The organism is Streptomyces sp. NPDC087300 (genome assembly GCF_044744425.1).
GTDB lineage: Bacteria > Actinomycetota > Actinomycetes > Streptomycetales > Streptomycetaceae > Streptomyces.
Window position 1 is genome coordinate 502,633 of the sequence record NZ_JBIUYI010000007.1, and the last position, 16,752, is coordinate 519,384.

At 71.1% G+C, this 16,752-nt stretch carries 16 protein-coding genes; 12 read left to right on the forward strand and 4 right to left on the reverse strand.

The window, feature by feature from the left end; genetic code table 11:
• Position 1 precedes the first annotated feature (1 nt).
• Both ACIO9J_RS30555 and ACIO9J_RS30560 read left to right on the forward strand, forming a co-directional pair.
• Complete coding sequence (locus ACIO9J_RS30555; RefSeq protein WP_402006642.1) at positions 2 to 742, forward strand: ABC transporter permease; 741 nt, start codon at positions 2 to 4, stop codon at positions 740 to 742.
• Between the two features lie 54 nt (positions 743 to 796).
• Positions 797 to 1,492 (forward strand): aspartate/glutamate racemase family protein, encoded by a 696-nt coding sequence (locus tag ACIO9J_RS30560; protein ID WP_402006645.1) that lies wholly within the window; start codon positions 797 to 799, stop codon positions 1,490 to 1,492.
• Positions 1,493 to 1,597: 105 nt separating this feature from the next.
• Here ACIO9J_RS30560 and ACIO9J_RS30565 read toward each other — a convergent pair whose 3' ends face one another.
• Positions 1,598 to 2,542: an RNA polymerase sigma factor SigF gene (locus ACIO9J_RS30565; protein ID WP_402006648.1), complete on the reverse strand. Its 945-nt coding sequence runs from the start codon at positions 2,540 to 2,542 to the stop codon at positions 1,598 to 1,600.
• Positions 2,543 to 2,779: 237 nt separating this feature from the next.
• Here ACIO9J_RS30565 and ACIO9J_RS30570 point away from each other — a divergent pair, with 237 nt between their 5' ends.
• The 6 genes from ACIO9J_RS30570 (at position 2,780) to ACIO9J_RS30595 (ending at position 9,022) form a co-directional block, all read left to right on the forward strand.
• Positions 2,780 to 3,148, forward strand: coding sequence for an STAS domain-containing protein (locus ACIO9J_RS30570; RefSeq protein WP_402006651.1), 369 nt, complete (start codon positions 2,780 to 2,782; stop codon positions 3,146 to 3,148).
• A gap of 229 nt (positions 3,149 to 3,377) precedes the next feature.
• Positions 3,378 to 3,896, forward strand: a complete 519-nt coding sequence (locus ACIO9J_RS30575; RefSeq protein WP_402006654.1) for an ATP-binding protein — start codon at positions 3,378 to 3,380, stop codon at positions 3,894 to 3,896.
• A gap of 789 nt (positions 3,897 to 4,685) precedes the next feature.
• Positions 4,686 to 5,414, forward strand: coding sequence for an LPXTG cell wall anchor domain-containing protein (locus ACIO9J_RS30580; protein ID WP_402006657.1), 729 nt, complete (start codon positions 4,686 to 4,688; stop codon positions 5,412 to 5,414).
• Positions 5,415 to 5,466: 52 nt separating this feature from the next.
• A complete protein-coding gene (locus ACIO9J_RS30585) occupies positions 5,467 to 6,495 on the forward strand; it encodes a hypothetical protein (RefSeq protein ID WP_402006660.1) in 1,029 nt (342 codons plus the stop codon).
• A gap of 5 nt (positions 6,496 to 6,500) precedes the next feature.
• On the forward strand, positions 6,501 to 7,664 hold the full coding sequence (locus ACIO9J_RS30590; RefSeq protein ID WP_402006663.1) for a hypothetical protein: 1,164 nt from the start codon (positions 6,501 to 6,503) through the stop codon (positions 7,662 to 7,664).
• Positions 7,664 to 9,022: a hypothetical protein gene (locus ACIO9J_RS30595; protein WP_402006833.1), complete on the forward strand. Its 1,359-nt coding sequence runs from the start codon at positions 7,664 to 7,666 to the stop codon at positions 9,020 to 9,022. Before ACIO9J_RS30590 ends, ACIO9J_RS30595 begins: the two co-directional genes overlap by 1 nt.
• A gap of 265 nt (positions 9,023 to 9,287) precedes the next feature.
• On the opposite strand, the gene ACIO9J_RS30600 is transcribed toward ACIO9J_RS30595, so the two are convergent.
• A complete protein-coding gene (locus tag ACIO9J_RS30600; protein WP_402006666.1) occupies positions 9,288 to 10,118 on the reverse strand; it encodes an alpha/beta hydrolase in 831 nt (276 codons plus the stop codon).
• 111 nt (positions 10,119 to 10,229) lie between these two features.
• Complete coding sequence (locus ACIO9J_RS30605) at positions 10,230 to 11,726, reverse strand: peptide MFS transporter (RefSeq protein WP_402006669.1); 1,497 nt, start codon at positions 11,724 to 11,726, stop codon at positions 10,230 to 10,232.
• Positions 11,727 to 12,195: 469 nt separating this feature from the next.
• Between ACIO9J_RS30605 and ACIO9J_RS30610 the strand changes: the two genes are divergently transcribed.
• Complete coding sequence (locus ACIO9J_RS30610; RefSeq protein WP_055544110.1) at positions 12,196 to 12,873, forward strand: response regulator transcription factor; 678 nt, start codon at positions 12,196 to 12,198, stop codon at positions 12,871 to 12,873.
• Between the two features lie 161 nt (positions 12,874 to 13,034).
• Positions 13,035 to 14,312 (forward strand): ATP-binding protein, encoded by a 1,278-nt coding sequence (locus ACIO9J_RS30615; protein ID WP_402006673.1) that lies wholly within the window; start codon positions 13,035 to 13,037, stop codon positions 14,310 to 14,312.
• 34 nt (positions 14,313 to 14,346) lie between these two features.
• On the opposite strand, the gene ACIO9J_RS30620 is transcribed toward ACIO9J_RS30615, so the two are convergent.
• Positions 14,347 to 14,856: a GtrA family protein gene (locus tag ACIO9J_RS30620; RefSeq protein WP_402006676.1), complete on the reverse strand. Its 510-nt coding sequence runs from the start codon at positions 14,854 to 14,856 to the stop codon at positions 14,347 to 14,349.
• Between the two features lie 246 nt (positions 14,857 to 15,102).
• Between ACIO9J_RS30620 and ACIO9J_RS30625 the strand changes: the two genes are divergently transcribed.
• Both ACIO9J_RS30625 and purE read left to right on the forward strand, forming a co-directional pair.
• Positions 15,103 to 16,221 carry a 5-(carboxyamino)imidazole ribonucleotide synthase gene (locus ACIO9J_RS30625; RefSeq protein WP_402006836.1) on the forward strand — a complete coding sequence of 373 codons (1,119 nt, stop codon included), beginning with the start codon at positions 15,103 to 15,105 and terminating at the stop codon, positions 16,219 to 16,221.
• Complete coding sequence (purE, locus tag ACIO9J_RS30630) at positions 16,218 to 16,751, forward strand: 5-(carboxyamino)imidazole ribonucleotide mutase (RefSeq protein WP_402006679.1); 534 nt, start codon at positions 16,218 to 16,220, stop codon at positions 16,749 to 16,751. The genes ACIO9J_RS30625 and purE overlap by 4 nt, the downstream gene beginning before the upstream one ends.
• Position 16,752 lies beyond the last annotated feature (1 nt).

Sequence of the window (16,752 nt, forward strand, 5' to 3'; positions counted from 1 at the left end):
CATGCTGCGCTACGCGAAGCTGGACACCCTCTGCCTCATCCGCAGCGGCTACTTCCTCACCTTCTCGGTGCTGTTCTCCGCGGGGTTCTATCTGATGTTCACCGTGGTGGCGGCCGACGCCATCTCGGACAGCCCGGACTTCGCCCGCGACTACATGCTCTCCATGTCGGTGTCGGGCGCGTTCTTCGGGGCGCTGAACGCCGCGGGCATCCGGCTCGGCGCGGAGCGCGGCGAGGGCTGGGCCCGCCAGATCCTCCTGACTCCGCTCTCGGGCCGCGCCTACCTGGGCGCCAAGGCCCTCACCGCCTGGCTGGCCACGCTCCCCGCGACGCTGGTGGTCTTCGCCCTGGGCGCCCTGGTCAACGACGTGTCGATGCCCGCCGCCGACTGGCTCGCCGCCCTCGCGGTGATCTGGGGCGCCAGCGCGGTGTTCGTGGTGGCGGGCCTGGCCGTGGGCCTGGTCGCGGTCGGCGAGGCCGCGCAGTTCACCTGCCTCGGCGTGTTCTTCCCCCTGGCACTCCTGGGCGGCCTGTGGTTCCCCCTGGACGACTTCCCCAAGGGCCTGCGCCAAGCCGCCGACTACCTCCCCACCCGGGCCCTGGACCAACTGGCCACACTCGTCACCCCCGACGCCGCGAACCTGTCCGTACTACGCCCGGTGCTGGTCCTGGCCTGCTGGGGCGCGGTCCTCGGCGGGGTGGTCCTGAGCCGGTCCAGGGCGGCGGTGCTGGCGCGGGTGTGAGGGGTCGCGCGGTGGGTGCGCCGAGCCCGCGAGGGTGTGCGTCATCCTTGGCCCATGAAGACCATCGGCCTCATCGGCGGCATGAGCTGGGAGTCCAGCGCGGAGTACTACCGGCTGCTCAACGAGCTCGTGCGGGAGCGGCTCGGGGGGCTGCACTCCGCGCGGGTCGTGCTGCATTCCGTGGACTTCGCCGAGATCGAGGCCTTGCAGGTGGCGGGGGAGTGGAAGCGGGCCGGGGAGGTGCTTGCCGCTGCCGGTAAGGGAGTTGAGGCGGGCGGGGCCGACTTCGTGCTCATCTGCACCAACACCATGCACAAGGTGGCCGACCAGGTGCGGGACGCGCTCTCCGTGCCGCTGCTGCACCTCGGCGACGCCACCGCCGAGGCGGTGCTGCGGGCGGGCGTACGGCGGGTGGGGCTGCTCGGGACCGCGTTCACGATGGAGCAGGACTTCTACCGGGACCGGCTCGCGGGGCACGGGCTTGAGGTGCTCGTGCCGGACGCGGAGGGGCGGGCCCTCGTACACCGGGTGATCTACGAGGAGTTGTGCCTCGGGGTGGTCAGGGAGACGTCGCGGGCCGCGTACCAGGAGGTCATCGCGGACCTCGTGCGCGCCGGGGCCGAGGGCGTGATCCTCGGGTGTACGGAGATCGAACTGCTCATCGGGGCCGAGCACAGCCCGGTGCCGGTGTTCCCCACCACGCGGCTGCACGCGGAGGCCGCCGTCGCCGCCGCGCTCGGCGACGTGTGAGAGCCCCGCGAACGGTGAGGAGATGGATGTGGGGCCCGTCCGTTCTGACCGTAGAAGTCAGCGGACGGGCCCCACGAGGTCCCTCACAAATGGCGTGACGCCGGGTCACTCCTCGACCGTCAGCCCCTTGCGGAGCTTGACGAGCGTGCGGGAGAGCAGGCGGGAGACGTGCATCTGGGAGATGCCGAGCTCATCGCCTATCTCCGACTGCGTCATGTTCGCGACGAAGCGCAGCGCGAGGATCTTCCGGTCGCGCGGCGGCAGTTCGGCGATCAGCGGCTTCAACGACTCGACGTACTCGATGCCTTCGAGCCCGTGGTCCTCGTAACCGATGCGGTCGGCGAGCGCGCCCTCGGAGTCGTCCTCCTCCGGCTGCGCGTCCAGGGAGCTGGCCGTGTAGGCGTTGGACGCGGCCATCCCCTCGACGACCTCGTCGTTGGAGATGCCCAGGCGCTCGGCGAGCTCGCCCACCGTGGGGGCGCGATCAAACTGCTGGGCGAGTTCGTCGCCCGCCTTGGCGAGGTCCAGACGGAGTTCCTGCAGGCGGCGCGGGACGCGTACCGACCAGCTGGTGTCGCGGAAGAATCGCTTGATCTCGCCGACGATCGTCGGCATCGCGAAGGTGGGGAACTCGACGCCGCGGCTGAGCTCGAAGCGGTCGATCGCCTTGATCAGGCCGATGGTGCCGACCTGGATGATGTCCTCCATCGGCTCGCTGCGGGAGCGGAACCTGGAGGCGGCGAACTTCACCAGGGCGAGGTTGAGTTCGACCAGCGTGTTACGGACGTACGCGTATTCGTGCGTGCCTTCCTCGAGCGACTCCAGGCGCTCGAAGAGGGTCTTGGACAGGGCCCGCGCGTCCAGCGGCCCCACCTCGTCGTACGGCGGGATCTCGGGAAGGTCGTGGAGCCCTTCCAGGGCTTCGGGGGCCGCCGTGCTGGGCGTGGCCTCCGGGGCAGGACCCGGGATCTCGGTTGCGGACGGCGGGGGTGTCGACGTCGCTTGGTCAGTGCGCGATTCGTCGAGCCGGGGTGACATGGTGTCCTCCATCGTTCTCGGCATATGGCTGCCGATGCCAGTACGTGCACTGCGGTGTGCGGCGCCTCCAAAGCCGTCGTGTCGATTGCTGTCTCTTCTACCCCTACCCGCTTCGGTGACTCAGTCGCAAGTGCGATCCGAGGCGAAATGTCCGAATTCTGGGGGATGTTCGGGTACCCCAGGACGTACAGAAGGCGTAATGTTCAGGGGCGTCATCAACAGCCACGACGGTCGGAAGAGAGTGACGGCATGGACCGCGGGACGGTCGGCAGCGCACACAGGGGCCGGCTTCTGGTCGAAGTGCGGAAGGCGGGCACGAGTGCCGTGGTGACCCCTGCGGGTGAGTTGGATCACCACACGGCCGATTTGTTGCGCGAACCACTCGAAAACTGCCTGGCAGACGGCTACGCACGCCTCGTCGTCGACTGCTCACGTCTTGAGTTCTGTGATTCCACGGGGCTCAACGTGCTGCTCGGGGCCCGGCTCAAGGCCGAGGCCGCGGGGGGCGGAGTCCATCTGGCCGGGATGCTGCCGGTGGTGGCCCGCGTCTTCGAGATCACCGGCGCGGAGGCCGTTTTCACCGTCCACGAGTCGCTCGACGCGGCCCTGGCCGACTGAGTTCATGAAGGTCGAACGCGAAAGTTACGCGTCAGTTGTCTCTGTGTGATCAAGGCGTTACCAGCGTCACACGGGTCGTGCCGAATAAGTGGGTGTTCTCACGGTTCGGCCGGGCAGGAGAGACCTGGATCCGCCAACAGACAGACGTCAACAGCCAGAGATGGCGAGCAGCCGATGCCCCCTATGTGTACAGAGTCCTCAGTCCCCTTGTCGGTGAGGTGAAGCGCTGATGAGCACCACCCGGCCTTACTCGCCGGGCGACCGCGGCCCGGAGTCCGAGGCGGCGGTCGCGGACGCTCCCCCGGAACGGGCTTCCGGGGCGCCCGGCGTGCCCGCGGGGCGCCAGGTCCGCAGGCTGAGCCTGCACGGTGCCAGCGGCATCGTGCCGCTGGCCAGGGACTACACGCGCGAGGCGCTGTACGCATGGGGCTGGCTGCCCGCGGAGGGCGCCGACCGGCGCGCGGCCGCCGAGGACGTCCTCCTCGTGGTCTCCGAACTCGTCACCAACGCGTGTCTCCATGCGGAGGGCCCGGACGAGCTGTGGCTCTCCTGCGACGGCAAGGTCCTGCGCATCGAGGTCTCCGACCGCGGCACGGGCCAGCCGGCGCCGCGCACCCCCCACCGGGCCGGGCGCCCCGGTGGGCACGGCATGTTCATCGTGCAGAGGCTCTGTCTGGACTGGGGCGTCGTGCGGGCGCCCGGGGTGACGGGGAAGACGGTGTGGGCGGAGTTGGGGGCCCCGGCGTAGTCGTTTCACTGGGATTGGGCGGTGTGGGGCCGGCTGTGGATGTGGCGTGGGTCCTTCCGCGGTGCGGGCCCGCTGTGTGAGTGAAGGGGACTCGCTTCGGTGCGGGTCGGCTGTGGGTCTGCGTGTCTCCTGTCTGGGTCGGCTGCGGGTCGGCTGTGGTTGCTCGCGCCGTTCCCCGCGCCCCTTGGGGGTGAAGCGGCTGTAGCTCCGCTGCGGGTGCGTCGTGGCTGGCCGTGCCGTTCCCCGCGCCCCTTACGGGGCCGTCTCGTGGTTCTCGTGGTGTGCACGTGGCGTCCTGTCGGGGCTTAGTCCGCGCTTGTGTCGCCTGCGGGGATATCTCGCGCCCGCGCCTCTGACGGGGACGCCTCGTGCTCGCTCTCCCAGCGGGGCGCGCTTCCTACGGGGACTGCCCCGTGCCCGCGCCCCGGCGCCACCCCGTGCCCGCACCCCCTGCGGAGCCAGCCCGCGCCCCTCGCGGGCTCACCGTGCCCGTGGCCGGGCCCGCGCTTCGCGCCCCCCGTACGCCTCGCGGGGCCCCCACCCGACCCTAGGGCCCACCCCGCCCCGCCCGGCGCGAGCACCAAGTCCGTCCCTCCGCAGGGCCCCGCCCCGGGCCCGGGGTGTTACCCGGGGTTAGTCGGCGCGACGGATCACTGTGGATCCGGCGCGTCCTTTGTCTTCCCTCGGCAGGGTGCCGGGCGTACCTTGAGCGACCAATCTGATGTGCCGTCAGTAATTCAGCGTTACTCCGCACCCGGCACGCCACGACCGGCATGAGGGGAACACGAGGTGTCGTACCAGAAACGAAGGGTCGCGCTCGCGCTTGCCGCGGCCCTGGCCGGCGGCTCCGCGGTGCTGATGGCCGCCCCCGCCGCGCAGGCCACGGTCCAGGACGTCAACTACCAGTGCAAGACGCCCATCGGCAACAAGGGCGCGGTCTCGCCGATCGACATCAAGAGCGTCAAGAGCGGCAGCGGCTACAAGCTCACCATGTCCTTCCAGAAAGGCGTCTCCTCCAGCCCGGTGGAGCTCGGCAAGGGCGCGATGAAGCCAAGTGCGGTGATCAAGCTCGGCGGCGCCGAGAGCGGCACCGTGCCCGTCTCCGGCGCGGCGAACTCCGAGGCGATACCCGCCAACACCCCCATCAAGATCAGTGACTTGTCGGGGACGTACACGCCCAAGAAGAGCGGCAAGGTCACCTTCACCGCCGGCGTCCTCACCATCAAGGCGCTCGGCACGACCACCACCTGCACCCCGTCCAACAGCCCCAAGCCCTCCCTCGAACTCGACGTCAAGGGCTCAGGAGGGTCAGGAGGGTCGGGTGGGACCAGTGGAGGGAGCGACGGGGGGACTACCGGAGGGTCCAACAGCGCGCCGTCCGGGGGCGAAGAGCTGCCCCAGACCGGCCCCGCCGACTCGGCCATCGCCCTCGGCACCCTCGGCGGCACCGTGCTGCTCGCGGGCGCGGCGGGTGCGCTCTGGCTGACCCGCAGGAACCAGGCGGCACGCTCGCGGTAGGCGCTGCGCGACCCGAAGGACCGGCCACCGAACGACGCACCAGGAGCCGCTGATGCCGCCGAAGCCGCCGATGCCGTCCGCCGCGCGCGCAGCGCTGTGCGCGGCCGCACTGCTGGCCGCCGCCGCGGCCCCCGCGCACGCGGACGGCGGCGGGTCCGCGTGGTCCGTCGCCCCCGCGGCGGGCGGCGGCACCCGGCCCGCGAAGGACGGGCGCCCCTACTTCTACGCGGAGGGCACCCCGGGCACCGTGCTCCAGGACATCGTCACCGTCACCAACCCGGGGCCCGAGCCCCGCACGGTGTCCCTGCGCGGCGCGGACGCGGCCAACACCGGCTCCGGAGCCTTCTCCGTCACCCCGGCCAAGGGCAGACCGAAGGACAGCGGCGCCTGGATCACCTTCGCGAAACGGCAGGTGAAGGTGCCCCCGAGGACCCGCGCCGAGGTGCCGTTCACCGTGACGGTGCCGACGGGCGCGCTGCCCGGCGACCACCCGGGCGCGATCGTCGCCTCCGGCGGCGGCCGCACGGTCGGCGTCCGGCTGCATCTGCGGGTCGGCGGGCCGACGCTCGCCGCGCTCACCGTGGAGCGCGTCAAGGTCGACAAGGACGCGGGCCGCATCACGTACGACCTGGTCAACCGCGGCAACACCGTGCTGACCCCGAAGCTCGCCGTGCACGCGGAGGGCGTCTTCGGCACGCTCCTGGACCGCGCGCCGCGCACCCTGCCCGTCGAACTGCTGCCGGGGCGCAGGGTCTCCCTGACCGAGCCCTGGCCCGACGCGCCCGCGCTCGACTCCGTCGACGTACGGCTGACGGCGACGGCCCCGGGCGGCGCCCGCGCCGAGGCGAGCGGCTCCGCCCGCTTCGTGCCGTGGAGCGCGGTGGCGGGCGGCACGGCCCTGCTGCTCGCCCTCGCGGGCGGCGCCTTCCCTCTCGTACGCAGACGGCGGCGGGACCCCGACGAGCCCGTACCCGACGAGGAGCGGGAGCGGCTGCGGGGCGGCGGTACGAGGGAGCTGGAGACGGTGGGCACAGCGGGGACGGGGACGGGGACGCGGACGGGGACGGGAGAGGGACTGTGAACGGGATGCGGAACAGGCGGGACCGGCGCGGCAGGCACGCGCTGTGGGGCTGCGTCGTCCTCGCGCTGCTCGGCTTCGCGCTGGGGTCGCAGGCGACCGCGTCCGCCGCGGACGGGCCGAGCGTGAAACTGTCCAAGTCCCAGGCGGGCAAGGGCGGTTCGGTCACCGTCGAGGGTGCGGGATGGCGGCCCGACACGCTCCTGATGATGCTGGTGTGCGGCCAGTCCGAGCCCGGCAAGGGCGTCGTCGGCGGCACCAACTCCTGCGCCAACGCGGAGGGCCGCGCCGTCACCACGGACAAGAAGGGCGCCTTCAGCAAGAAGCTCCCCGTGGCCGAGCCGCCGAAGCCCTGCCCGTGCGTCGTCCACGTGGCGACGGTGACGGGCGAGAAGGCGCAGGCCGACACCGCGTTCAAGGTCGCGGGCCACCCCGTGAAGCCGCTGCCCGAGCAGGCCACGGGCGGCAAGCTGTCCGTGCTGACCGACACCCGGTTCGAGGGTTCGAGCGGCGTCCTGACCTGGTTCGGCGCGCCGCCCTCGCGCAAGCTCGTCTTCACCGTGGGCAACGTCGGCTCCGCGCCCGTGAAGAACCCCGTCTTCCAGGTCGGCACCTCGCACGGCGTGTTCGCCCCGCAGTGGGAGGAACAGCAGTGGCGCGGCACCATCGCGCCCGGCAAGAAGGCGCAGATCAAGCTGCCCGTCGAGCTGTCGGCGGGCGCGCACGGCGACTATCTGGTCTCGCTGAAGTTCGGCGAGAAGGTACTGGCCGAGCGGCCGTGGGGCGTGGGCCGTCCGTGGGGCGTCACCGTGTTCTGGATCCTGCTCTGCGTCGTCGTGCCCGGCGCGGTCTTCCGCATCGGCATGGTGGTCGTCGACCGGCTCCGCCCGCACCGGCGCCGCACCTCGCGCAGCGGGCGCCACCGCACCGGGCGCCTGTCCGAACTCACCGGACGACTCCCGAAGTTGCGACTGCCACAGGGGGCGGTCGCGGCGGACCAGCGGGTGCGGGAACCGCGCCCCCGTCCGCCGAAGGAACCCGGCTCCAGCGGCGACCCGGCGTCGGCGTCGACGCCGGCCCTGCCGTGGTTCACCCCCGACACCGACCCCGGCGCACCGGCCGGTCAGCTCTCCGCACCGTCCGACAACAGTCCGACGAAGGGAAACACGTGATCACGCAACGACGGAGAGCGGGCGCGGCCTCGGTCGCGCTCCTGCTGGGCGGGGCGGGCGTCCTGTTGACGGCGGGTCCGGCGCAGGCCGCGCCGGTCGCGTACAAGACGGAGTGCGTTCCGCCGCCGATCTCGGGGCTGCCGCCCGTGCAGGGCACCACCGAGGTGGAGATCAGCGCGCCGGCCACGGCGAAGGTCGGCGACGAGATCGAGGTCGTGTGGAAGACGACCCAGGCCGCGTCCAAGAACCCGGACGTGCTCGACCTCGGCAAGGACACCGTGCAGCCGACCGGCACCATCAAGGTCGGCGGCGGCCAGAGCGGGGACCTGAAGGTCGAGGGCACCCGCACGAATCCGCCCATCAAGAAGAACAGCCCCATGATCCTCTCGGACATGAAGGGCAAGCTGAAGCTGACCGCGGCGGGCGACGTCACGCTCACCCCTGACGCGTACAACATCAACGTCAGCAAGCCGATCTCGACCGACACCAAGTGCACGCCCAAGGAGCAGGTGAAGGCGGGCGCGACCATCAAGGTGACGGCGGGCGGCGGCAGTTCGGGCGGATCGTCGGGCGGCTCCACCGGCGGCTCCACCGGCGGCTCCACCGGCGGTTCTACCGGGGGCTCCACGGGCGGGTCCACCGGTGGGTCCACCGGCGGCAGCGCGGGCGGCAGCGACGGCGGTACGACCGGTGGTGGCGACGGGCAGACCGACTTCCCCGGCAAGGAGGTCCAGACCCCGTACAAGTGCAAGACGCCCATCGGCGACAAGGAAGCCACCTCGCCCGTCCAGATCAACGCCAAGAAGGACGGCGGCGGTTACGGCCTGACCGTGCAGTTCAAGAAGGCCGTCATGGACAGCCCCGCCGACATCCCCGCCGACTCCGTGAAGCCGTCGATGGAGGTCAAGCTGGGCGGCGCGGACAAGGGCACGGTCCATGTCGAGGGCCCGACCAACAAGGCGCCCATCAAGTCCGGCGAGCCGATGACGATCCCCGACCTGACCGGCACCTACAAGCCGGGCGCCGACGGCAAGTCGACCCTGTCGCCGGGCGTCCTGACGGTCAAGGCACTCGGTACGACCACGACGTGCACGCCGTCCAAGAGCGACGTCTCCCTGGAGATCGACACGAAGGCGCAGCCCGGCGGAGCGTCCGGTTCCGGCAGCGGTTCGGCGGGGGGCTCCTCCGGGTCGGGGGGTTCTGTCACGGGCGGCTCGGCCACGGGTGGCGGCCTCGCGGACACCGGTGCGGAGTCCGACGGGGCGTTGCGGGCGCTCGGTCTGGTCGCGGGCACGGTGATCCTTCTGGGCGGCGCGGTGTTCACGTTCCTGCCCCGTCGCAGGGGTGGCCTCCGGTAGCCCCGCAAGGGGCGCGGGGAACTGCGCGAGCGGCCGAGGTCAAGGCCGCGCTCGCCGTGCGGCCGCTGTGGGCAGATGCGTCCGCGGTGCGTCGGCGGCTGGCCGCGCAGTTCCCCGCGCCCCTAAGGGCGCCCCCCGGAGCCACCCCGTAGGGGGCGCGGGGAACTGCGCGAGCGAGCGAGAACGAGCCGCACCCGCCGTTGAACCGTCGTGGGCAGACGCGTCCGCGGGCCACCGGTGGCCGGCCGCGCAGTTCCCCGCGCTCCTAAGGGCGCCCCCGGAGCCAGCGGAGTACGTCCTGTGCCATGCCCCGTTTCTTCAGGAGCGGGCCCCCGTGCGCGGAGCCACCCACCGTGCGTACGGTGACGTCCCGCAGGCCCTGTCTCCGCTGTGCCGTGGCGAGTTCGGCGGAGTGGGCCACGGGGACGAAGTCGCCCGTCGAGTGGACGAGGTAGAGGGGCGCGTCGTCCGCGCCGGAGGCGTGGGAGAGGGCGGCCAGATCGCCCCACCGCTCCCAGCAGCGCACCCCGTCGCGGTCCGGATCGCACCCGGCGAGCCGCCGCGCGGCCCCGCGCAGCTCGCGCCGCTCGGCGGAGGCGCCGGGCGCCGCACCGTCCCGCCACGCGCGGTAGGGCGAGGCCACGGGGGAGAGGGCGACGACGCCCCGCACCCGTGAGCGGCCCGCGCCGTAGGTGGCCGCCTGGAGGGCGAGATGGCCGCCTGCCGATGAGCCGAGCACCAGCGGCAGGGCGCCGCTCTGCCGGTGCCTGACCCAGCGCAGCGCCGCGAGCACGTCGTCGCGCTGCGCGGGCCAGACGGCGTCCGACGTCAGCCGGTAGTCGGTGTCGTACACGGTGAACCCGCGGGCCGCGAACCAGCGCGCCCAGCCGCTCCAGTCCGTGTCCTTGGACCAGTAGCCGCCGTGCAGGATCACCAGGGGAGTGCCCCCGTGGCCGTACACGGTGATGTTCTGGCGGGCATGGCCCCCGTACGCGAAGAGCCGCCCGGACGGCGGCTCGGGGGCGGCGGTCCCGGCGGCGGTGCTCGCGGAGAGGAGCGTTCCGCAGAGGGCCAGGGTGAGCAACGTACGGCGCATGGCCAGATGGTCCACCGGCGGGCGGCGGCGGACCGGCAGAAACGCCAAGGGCCACCGCACCGGGTGGTGCGGCGGCCCTCAGTTCGGGTCAGTCGGCGGCGGCGTGGGCCGTCAGTTGACCGAGCCCATCAGTTCCTTGACCTTCTTGCGGGACGTCCAGATGCCGAAGCCCGCGAGGACCGCGATGATCGCCTCGACCGCGACGGCCCCCGATGTGTTCAGGTCGACGCCGAGCTGCGGCGAGGTCAGCAGACCCGTCACGGAGTCGCCCGCGGTGACCGCGAGGAACCAGACACCCATCATCTGGGCGCTGTACTTCGCGGGCGCCATCTTCGTCGTCAGGGACAGGCCGACCGGGGAGAGGCAGAGCTCGCCGACGGTCTGGATGAAGTAGATCGACACCAGCCACATCGGGCTGACCTTGCCGCCGTTGTTGGCGGTGTCGATCAGCGGGATGAGGAAGACGGCGAAGGAGATGCCGATCAGCGTGAGGCTGGAGGCGAACTTGACCGCGGTGCTCGGCTCCTTGCCCCGCTTGTTCAGCCACAGCCACGCCGAGGCGACCACGGGGGCCAGCGCCATGATGAAGATCGGGTTCAGCGACTGGTACCAGGAGGTCGGGAAGTCGAACCCGAGCAGGCTGTTCGTCGTCGACGTCTTGCCGAAGATCGACAGGGTCGAGCCGTTCTGGTCGTAGATCATCCAGAAGACGGCGGCGACGACGAAGAACCAGACGTAACCGGAGAGCTTGGCCTGCTCCAGGCTGGTGAGCTCCTTGTCACGCTTCATCCGGGCGAGCACCACGACCGGGATGACCAGGCCCGCGATGATCAGCGGCATCAGCGCCCAGTCGGCGAAGTTACCGGTGACACCGAGCATCGTGTAGAGCGCGGCGGCGACGATCAGCCAGATCAGGCCGTTGCGCAGGGCGCGGGAGCGCTGCTCCTGCGTCGCGGGCTGCGAGACGACGCTGCTCTCGCCGCTGAGGTGGCGCGAGCCGAGCACGAACTGGGCCAGGCCCAGCGCCATGCCGACCGCGGCGAGCGCGAAGCCGAGGTGCCAGTTGACGTTCTCGCCGACCGTGCCGATGGACAGCGGGGCGAAGAAGGCGCCGAGGTTGATGCCGATGTAGAAGAGCGTGAAGCCACCGTCGCGGCGCGGGTCCTCCGGGCCGTCGTAGAGGTGGCCGACCATCACGGAGATGTTGGCCTTCAGGAGGCCGGAGCCGAGCGCGACGAGCGCGAGTCCGGCGAAGAAGCTGACCGAACTCGGCAGCGCGAGCGTGATGTGGCCGAGGATGACCACGGAGGCGCCGATGATGACCGTCTTGCGCGGTCCCCAGAAGCGGTCGGCCATCCAGCCGCCGGGCATGGCGAGCAGGTAGACCATCGACATGTATACGGAGTAGATCGCCGTCGCGGTGGTGGCACTCATGTCCATGCCGCCGGGCGCGATCAGATACAGCGGGAGCAGTGCCTTCATGCCGTAGAAGCTGTACCGCTCCCACATCTCGGTCATGAAGAGTGTGGCCAGTCCGCGGGGGTGGCCGAAGAAGGTCTTCTCAGAGCCAGGGGTACCGGCGGAGTCCTTCGTCAGGCTGGACGCCATGGGTCGATCCTCGTGGTTCGGGACGCGCGCGGCAGGAGCGTGAGCGCGCCCGGTGGGGGGCGGTCGGCACCGTCGCCCCCGTCCAACCCCACGCCCGGGGGGAGTTCACCCCCACGCGAGGGGATGAGGGACGGTGACTCCGGGATCCACACCCTGGGCGCATCCTCGCGCGCAGGGCCCGACCACAGGTCATTCCTTCAAGGCTGGCCGAAGCCGGCCCGCACATAAAAGAGACCTAAGGCGCGCACAGCGGGCCATAGGTCCTTGAGTAGTGCATCAGGCGTTGGGTCACCATACGACACGTCAGTGATGCATATGGAAGGACTTGAGACATGGATCACAGGTGTCGCTGCAACCAACGTCGCACATTCAAAGGTGTTTCTCAGAATCCCACCGCATAGCCGCAGGCTTCCCCGGCCACTGCGCGATCACCGCACGGCTGTTGTCCACTGCGGACTACCATCACCCCATGACCCGTGTACTGCTCGCCGAGGACGACGCGTCCATCTCGGAGCCGCTGGCCCGCGCCCTGCGCAGGGAGGGTTACGAGGTCGAAGTGCGTGAGGACGGCCCGACCGCTCTCGATGCCGGACTGCAGGGCAGCGTCGATCTGGTCGTACTGGACCTGGGACTGCCCGGCATGGACGGCCTGGAGGTGGCCCGCCGACTGCGGGCCGACGGGCTCACGGTGCCGATCCTGATCCTGACCGCGCGGGCCGACGAGGTGGACACCGTCGTCGGTCTGGACGCGGGCGCCGACGACTACGTGACCAAGCCCTTCCGTCTCGCCGAGCTGCTGGCCCGGGTCCGGGCGCTGCTCCGGCGCGGCGCCACCGAACCCAAGGAGGCGCCCGCCACGCACGGCGTGCGGATCGACGTCGAGTCGCACCGCGCGTGGATGGGCGACGAGGAACTCCAGCTCACCGCCAAGGAGTTCGACCTGCTCAGGGTGCTCGTGCGGGACGCGGGCCGCGTCGTCACGCGCGACCAGCTGATGCGGGAGGTCTGGGACACCACGTGGTGGTCCTCCACGAAGACCCTCGACATGCACATCTCCTGGCTGCGCAAGAAGCTGGGCGACGACGCGGCGAATCCCCGCTACATCGCCACGGTGCGGGGCGTCGGCTTCCGCTTCGAGAAGAGCTGACGCGTGCCCCGTCAGGGGCGCGGGGAACTGCGCGGCCGGCCACGACGCACCCGCGGACGCGTCTGCCCACAGCGGTCGCACGGCGGGTGCGGCTGTGACCGTGGCCGCTCGCGCAGTTCCCCGCGCCCCTGAGGGGGCGCTCGATCCGCGACACTGGGTAGATGCGTCGCCGACTGATCAATTCCACCCTCGCCGTCGTCCTCGTCGTCATCGCCGTCTTCGGGGTGAGCCTCGTGATCGTCGAGACGAGGACCATCAGCAACAGCGCCCAGGAGCGGGTGGAGGGCGAGGCGCTCCGCCTGGCGAGCATCGTCGACAGCCGGCTGATCGGCGACGAGCGGATCAGCGGCTCGATCCTGCGCGACCAGGTCGCGTCCGACCGGTACGCCCGCATCGAGATCCCCGGCCGCGACGCCATCGAGATCGGCACCCGCCCCACCGGCGACGTGATCAGCGCGACCCGCCCCGGCGAACAGGGCGAGCGGGTCACCGTGGAGGAGCCACGGGCCGCCGTCACCCGCGAGGTCGGCCGCACGCTCCTGATCATCGGCGCCGTGGCGCTGCTCGCCATCATCGCCGCGGTACTCCTCGCCGTACGCCAGGCCAACCGCCTCGCGTCGCCGCTCACCGACCTCGCCGAGACCGCGGAGCGCCTCGGTTCGGGTGACCCGAGGCCCCGGCACAAGCGGTACGGGGTGCCCGAGCTGGACCGCGTCGCCGATGTCCTGGACGGCTCCGCCGAGCGCATCGGCCGCATGCTGACCGCCGAGCGCCGGCTCGCCGCCGACGCCTCGCACCAGCTGCGTACGCCGCTGACCGCGCTGTCCATGCGCCTGGAGGAGATCACCGTCACCGAGGAGCTGGACACGGTGAAGGAGGAGGCGACGATCGCGCTCGCCCAGGTCGAGCGGCTCACCGACGTCGTGGAGCGGCTGCTGACCAACTCCCGTGACCCGCGCACCGGCTCCGCCGTCGCCTTCGACCTGGACGAGGTGGTCAAGCAGCAGCTGGAGGAGTGGCGCCCGGCCTACCGCAGCGCGGGGCGGGCCATCGTCAGCTCCGGCAAGCGCCATCTGGAGGCCGTGGGCACGCCGGGCGCGGTCGCCCAGGTGCTCGCCGCGCTGATCGAGAACTCGCTGATGCACGGCGGCGGCACGGTCGCGCTGCGCACCCGCGTGACCGGCAACCAGGCGGTCATCGAGGTCACGGACGAGGGGCCAGGGGTTCCGCCGGACCTCGGGGCGCGGATCTTCGAGCGGACCATCAGCGGCCGCAATTCGACGGGAATCGGCCTCGCGGTGGCCAGGGATCTGGCCGAGGCGGACGGCGGGCGCCTGGAGATGCTCCAGACGAAGCCGCCGGTGTTCGGCCTCTTCCTGTCCCGTACGCCGCTCGCCAAGGGCACGGACAGCGATCCCGACGAGAAGACGGTGCGCTGACGGGCCGCGAGGCCGTCAGGCGTGGCGCGGCGGCTCAGCTGGCGCGGCGCGCCACGGGCCGCTCGTCCGATTCCTCCAGGAACGATTCGGCATGGGCGACCGCCTCGCGGGCGGGCAGCGCCTTGAAGACCCAGGTGCGGTACGACCAGAAGCGGAACAGCATCGCGATGCCCATGCCGAGGAACTTGAAGAAGTTCGCCTCCAGCCTGCCGTCCCAGCCGAACCAGTACGTCGCCGCGTAGAGCACGCCGTTCTCGATCACCAGGCCGACCGCGCTGAACAGCAGGAACAGGGTGAGTTCCTTGGTACGGCCGCTCTTGTCACGGTCCTTGTACGTGAAGTAGCGGTACCCCACGTAGTTGAAGGCGATGGCGACGACCGTCGCGACCACGCTCGCGCGCACCACGTGCAGATCGGTGAGATGGCGGACGAGGTTGAAGACGCCGAAGTTCACCAGCGTCCCGACCGCCCCCACGGCCCCGAACTTGGCTACCTCGCGGCCCAGCCTGTCCAGGCGTCCCCGCAGTGCGCCATGTTCCGTCATGGTGGTCGCCCCAACCCCCGTCGATGTTCGTCGGTCCTCGGTCCTTGGTCACGTACATGCCGACGGATTGGTCATACGGTCGCGTCAACCCAGCCATGCTAACCAGCGCGCTCCATCGGCGCGCGGGGGCGCTCGGACTCTGTGGCGGCCCTGTGACAGGACGGCCCGTGGGCCACGGGATCCGGCCGTTCCCGGGTGGCCGATACCGGCCGATACCCTGGGGGTGTGACGTTCCCGGTAGTCGGCATGGTCGGCGGGGGGCAGCTCGCTCGTATGACACACGAGGCGGGCATCCCGCTCGGCATCAAATTCAAGCTCCTCAGTGACACCCCACAGGATTCCGCGGCGCAGGTCGTCAGCGATGTCGTCATCGGCGACTATCGCGACCTCGACACGCTGCGTGACTTCGCGCGGGGCTGCGACGTGATCACTTTCGATCACGAACACGTACCCACCGAGCATCTCCGGGCCCTGGAGGCGGACGGCATTCCCGTGCGCCCGGGGCCCGACGCGTTGGTGCACGCCCAGGACAAGGGCGTGATGCGCGAGAAGCTCATGGAGATCGGCGTGCCGTGTCCACGCCACCGGATCGTGCGCGATCCGGCCGACGTGGCGGCCTTCGCGGCGGAGGGCACGGGCTTCCCCGTGATCCTGAAGACGGTGCGCGGCGGTTACGACGGGAAGGGGGTGTGGTTCGTACGTTCCGTCGAGGACGCCGCCGACCCGTTCAGGGCCGGGGTGCCCGTGCTCGCCGAGGAGAAGGTCGACTTCGTGCGCGAACTGGCGGCGAACGTCGTCCGCTCGCCGCACGGCCAGGCCGTGGCCTATCCCGTCGTCGAGTCCCAGCAGGTCGACGGCGTCTGCGACACGGTGATCGCCCCGGCGCCCGGCCTGAGCGAGGCCCTGGCGGGCGAGGCCCAGGAGCTCGCGCTGCGGGTGGCCAAGGAACTCGGCGTGGTCGGCCACCTCGCGGTCGAGCTCTTCGAGACGCCCGAAGGACGCATCCTCGTCAACGAACTGGCGATGCGCCCGCACAACTCGGGCCACTGGACGCAGGACGGCGCGGTGACCTCGCAGTTCGCCAACCACGTCCGCGCCGTCCTGGACCTGCCGCTCGGCGACCCGCGCCCGCGCGCCAAGTGGACCGTGATGGGCAACGTGCTCGGCGGTGACTACCCCGACATGTACACCGCGTATCTGCACTGCATGGCCCGCGACCCGCAGCTCAAGATCCACATGTACGGCAAGGACGTGAAGCCCGGCCGCAAGGTCGGTCACGTCAACACCTACGGCGACGACCTCGACGACGTGCTGGAGCGCGCCCGTCACGCAGCCGGCTACCTCAGAGGAACGATCACCGAATGACTTCCCCCGTTGTTGGCATCGTCATGGGCTCCGACTCGGACTGGCCCGTCATGGAGGGCGCGGCGCAGGCGCTCGCCGAGTTCGAGGTCCCCTTCGAGGTCGACGTCGTCTCCGCGCACCGCATGCCGCACGAGATGATCGCGTACGGCGAGCGGGCGGCGGACCGCGGCCTCAAGGCGATCATCGCAGGCGCGGGCGGCGCGGCCCACCTGCCCGGGATGCTGGCGTCGGTGACGCCGCTGCCGGTGATCGGGGTGCCGGTCCCGCTGAAGTACCTGGACGGCATGGACAGCCTCCTGTCCATCGTGCAGATGCCCGCGGGCGTCCCGGTGGCGACGGTCTCGGTCGGCGGCGCGCGCAACGCGGGCCTGCTCGCCGCCCGCATGCTCGCCGCGCACGACACCGAACTCCTGGGCCGCATGCGGGAGTTCCAGCAGGAGCTGAACGACCAGGCGACGGAGAAGGGCAAGCGGCTGCGGGCCAAGGTCGAGGGAGCGGGTTCCGGTTTCGGCTTCGGTTCGGGAAAGTGAT

Bases quoted from the DNA above. Each gene is read 5' to 3' on its own strand.
- ACIO9J_RS30555 (WP_402006642.1), top strand. From the start codon at position 2: ATGCTGCGCTACGCGAAGCTGGACACCCTCTGCCTCATCCGCAGCGGC.
- ACIO9J_RS30560 (WP_402006645.1), top strand. From the start codon at position 797: ATGAAGACCATCGGCCTCATCGGCGGCATGAGCTGGGAGTCCAGCGCG.
- ACIO9J_RS30565 (WP_402006648.1), bottom strand. From the start codon at position 2,542: ATGGAGGACACCATGTCACCCCGGCTCGACGAATCGCGCACTGACCAA.
- ACIO9J_RS30570 (WP_402006651.1), top strand. From the start codon at position 2,780: ATGGACCGCGGGACGGTCGGCAGCGCACACAGGGGCCGGCTTCTGGTC.
- ACIO9J_RS30575 (WP_402006654.1), top strand. From the start codon at position 3,378: ATGAGCACCACCCGGCCTTACTCGCCGGGCGACCGCGGCCCGGAGTCC.
- ACIO9J_RS30585 (WP_402006660.1), top strand. From the start codon at position 5,467: ATGCCGCCGAAGCCGCCGATGCCGTCCGCCGCGCGCGCAGCGCTGTGC.
- ACIO9J_RS30590 (WP_402006663.1), top strand. From the start codon at position 6,501: ATGCGGAACAGGCGGGACCGGCGCGGCAGGCACGCGCTGTGGGGCTGC.
- ACIO9J_RS30600 (WP_402006666.1), bottom strand. From the start codon at position 10,118: ATGCGCCGTACGTTGCTCACCCTGGCCCTCTGCGGAACGCTCCTCTCC.
- ACIO9J_RS30605 (WP_402006669.1), bottom strand. From the start codon at position 11,726: ATGGCGTCCAGCCTGACGAAGGACTCCGCCGGTACCCCTGGCTCTGAG.
- ACIO9J_RS30610 (WP_055544110.1), top strand. From the start codon at position 12,196: ATGACCCGTGTACTGCTCGCCGAGGACGACGCGTCCATCTCGGAGCCG.
- ACIO9J_RS30615 (WP_402006673.1), top strand. From the start codon at position 13,035: ATGCGTCGCCGACTGATCAATTCCACCCTCGCCGTCGTCCTCGTCGTC.
- ACIO9J_RS30620 (WP_402006676.1), bottom strand. From the start codon at position 14,856: ATGACGGAACATGGCGCACTGCGGGGACGCCTGGACAGGCTGGGCCGC.
- ACIO9J_RS30625 (WP_402006836.1), top strand. From the start codon at position 15,103: ATGGTCGGCGGGGGGCAGCTCGCTCGTATGACACACGAGGCGGGCATC.
- purE (WP_402006679.1), top strand. From the start codon at position 16,218: ATGACTTCCCCCGTTGTTGGCATCGTCATGGGCTCCGACTCGGACTGG.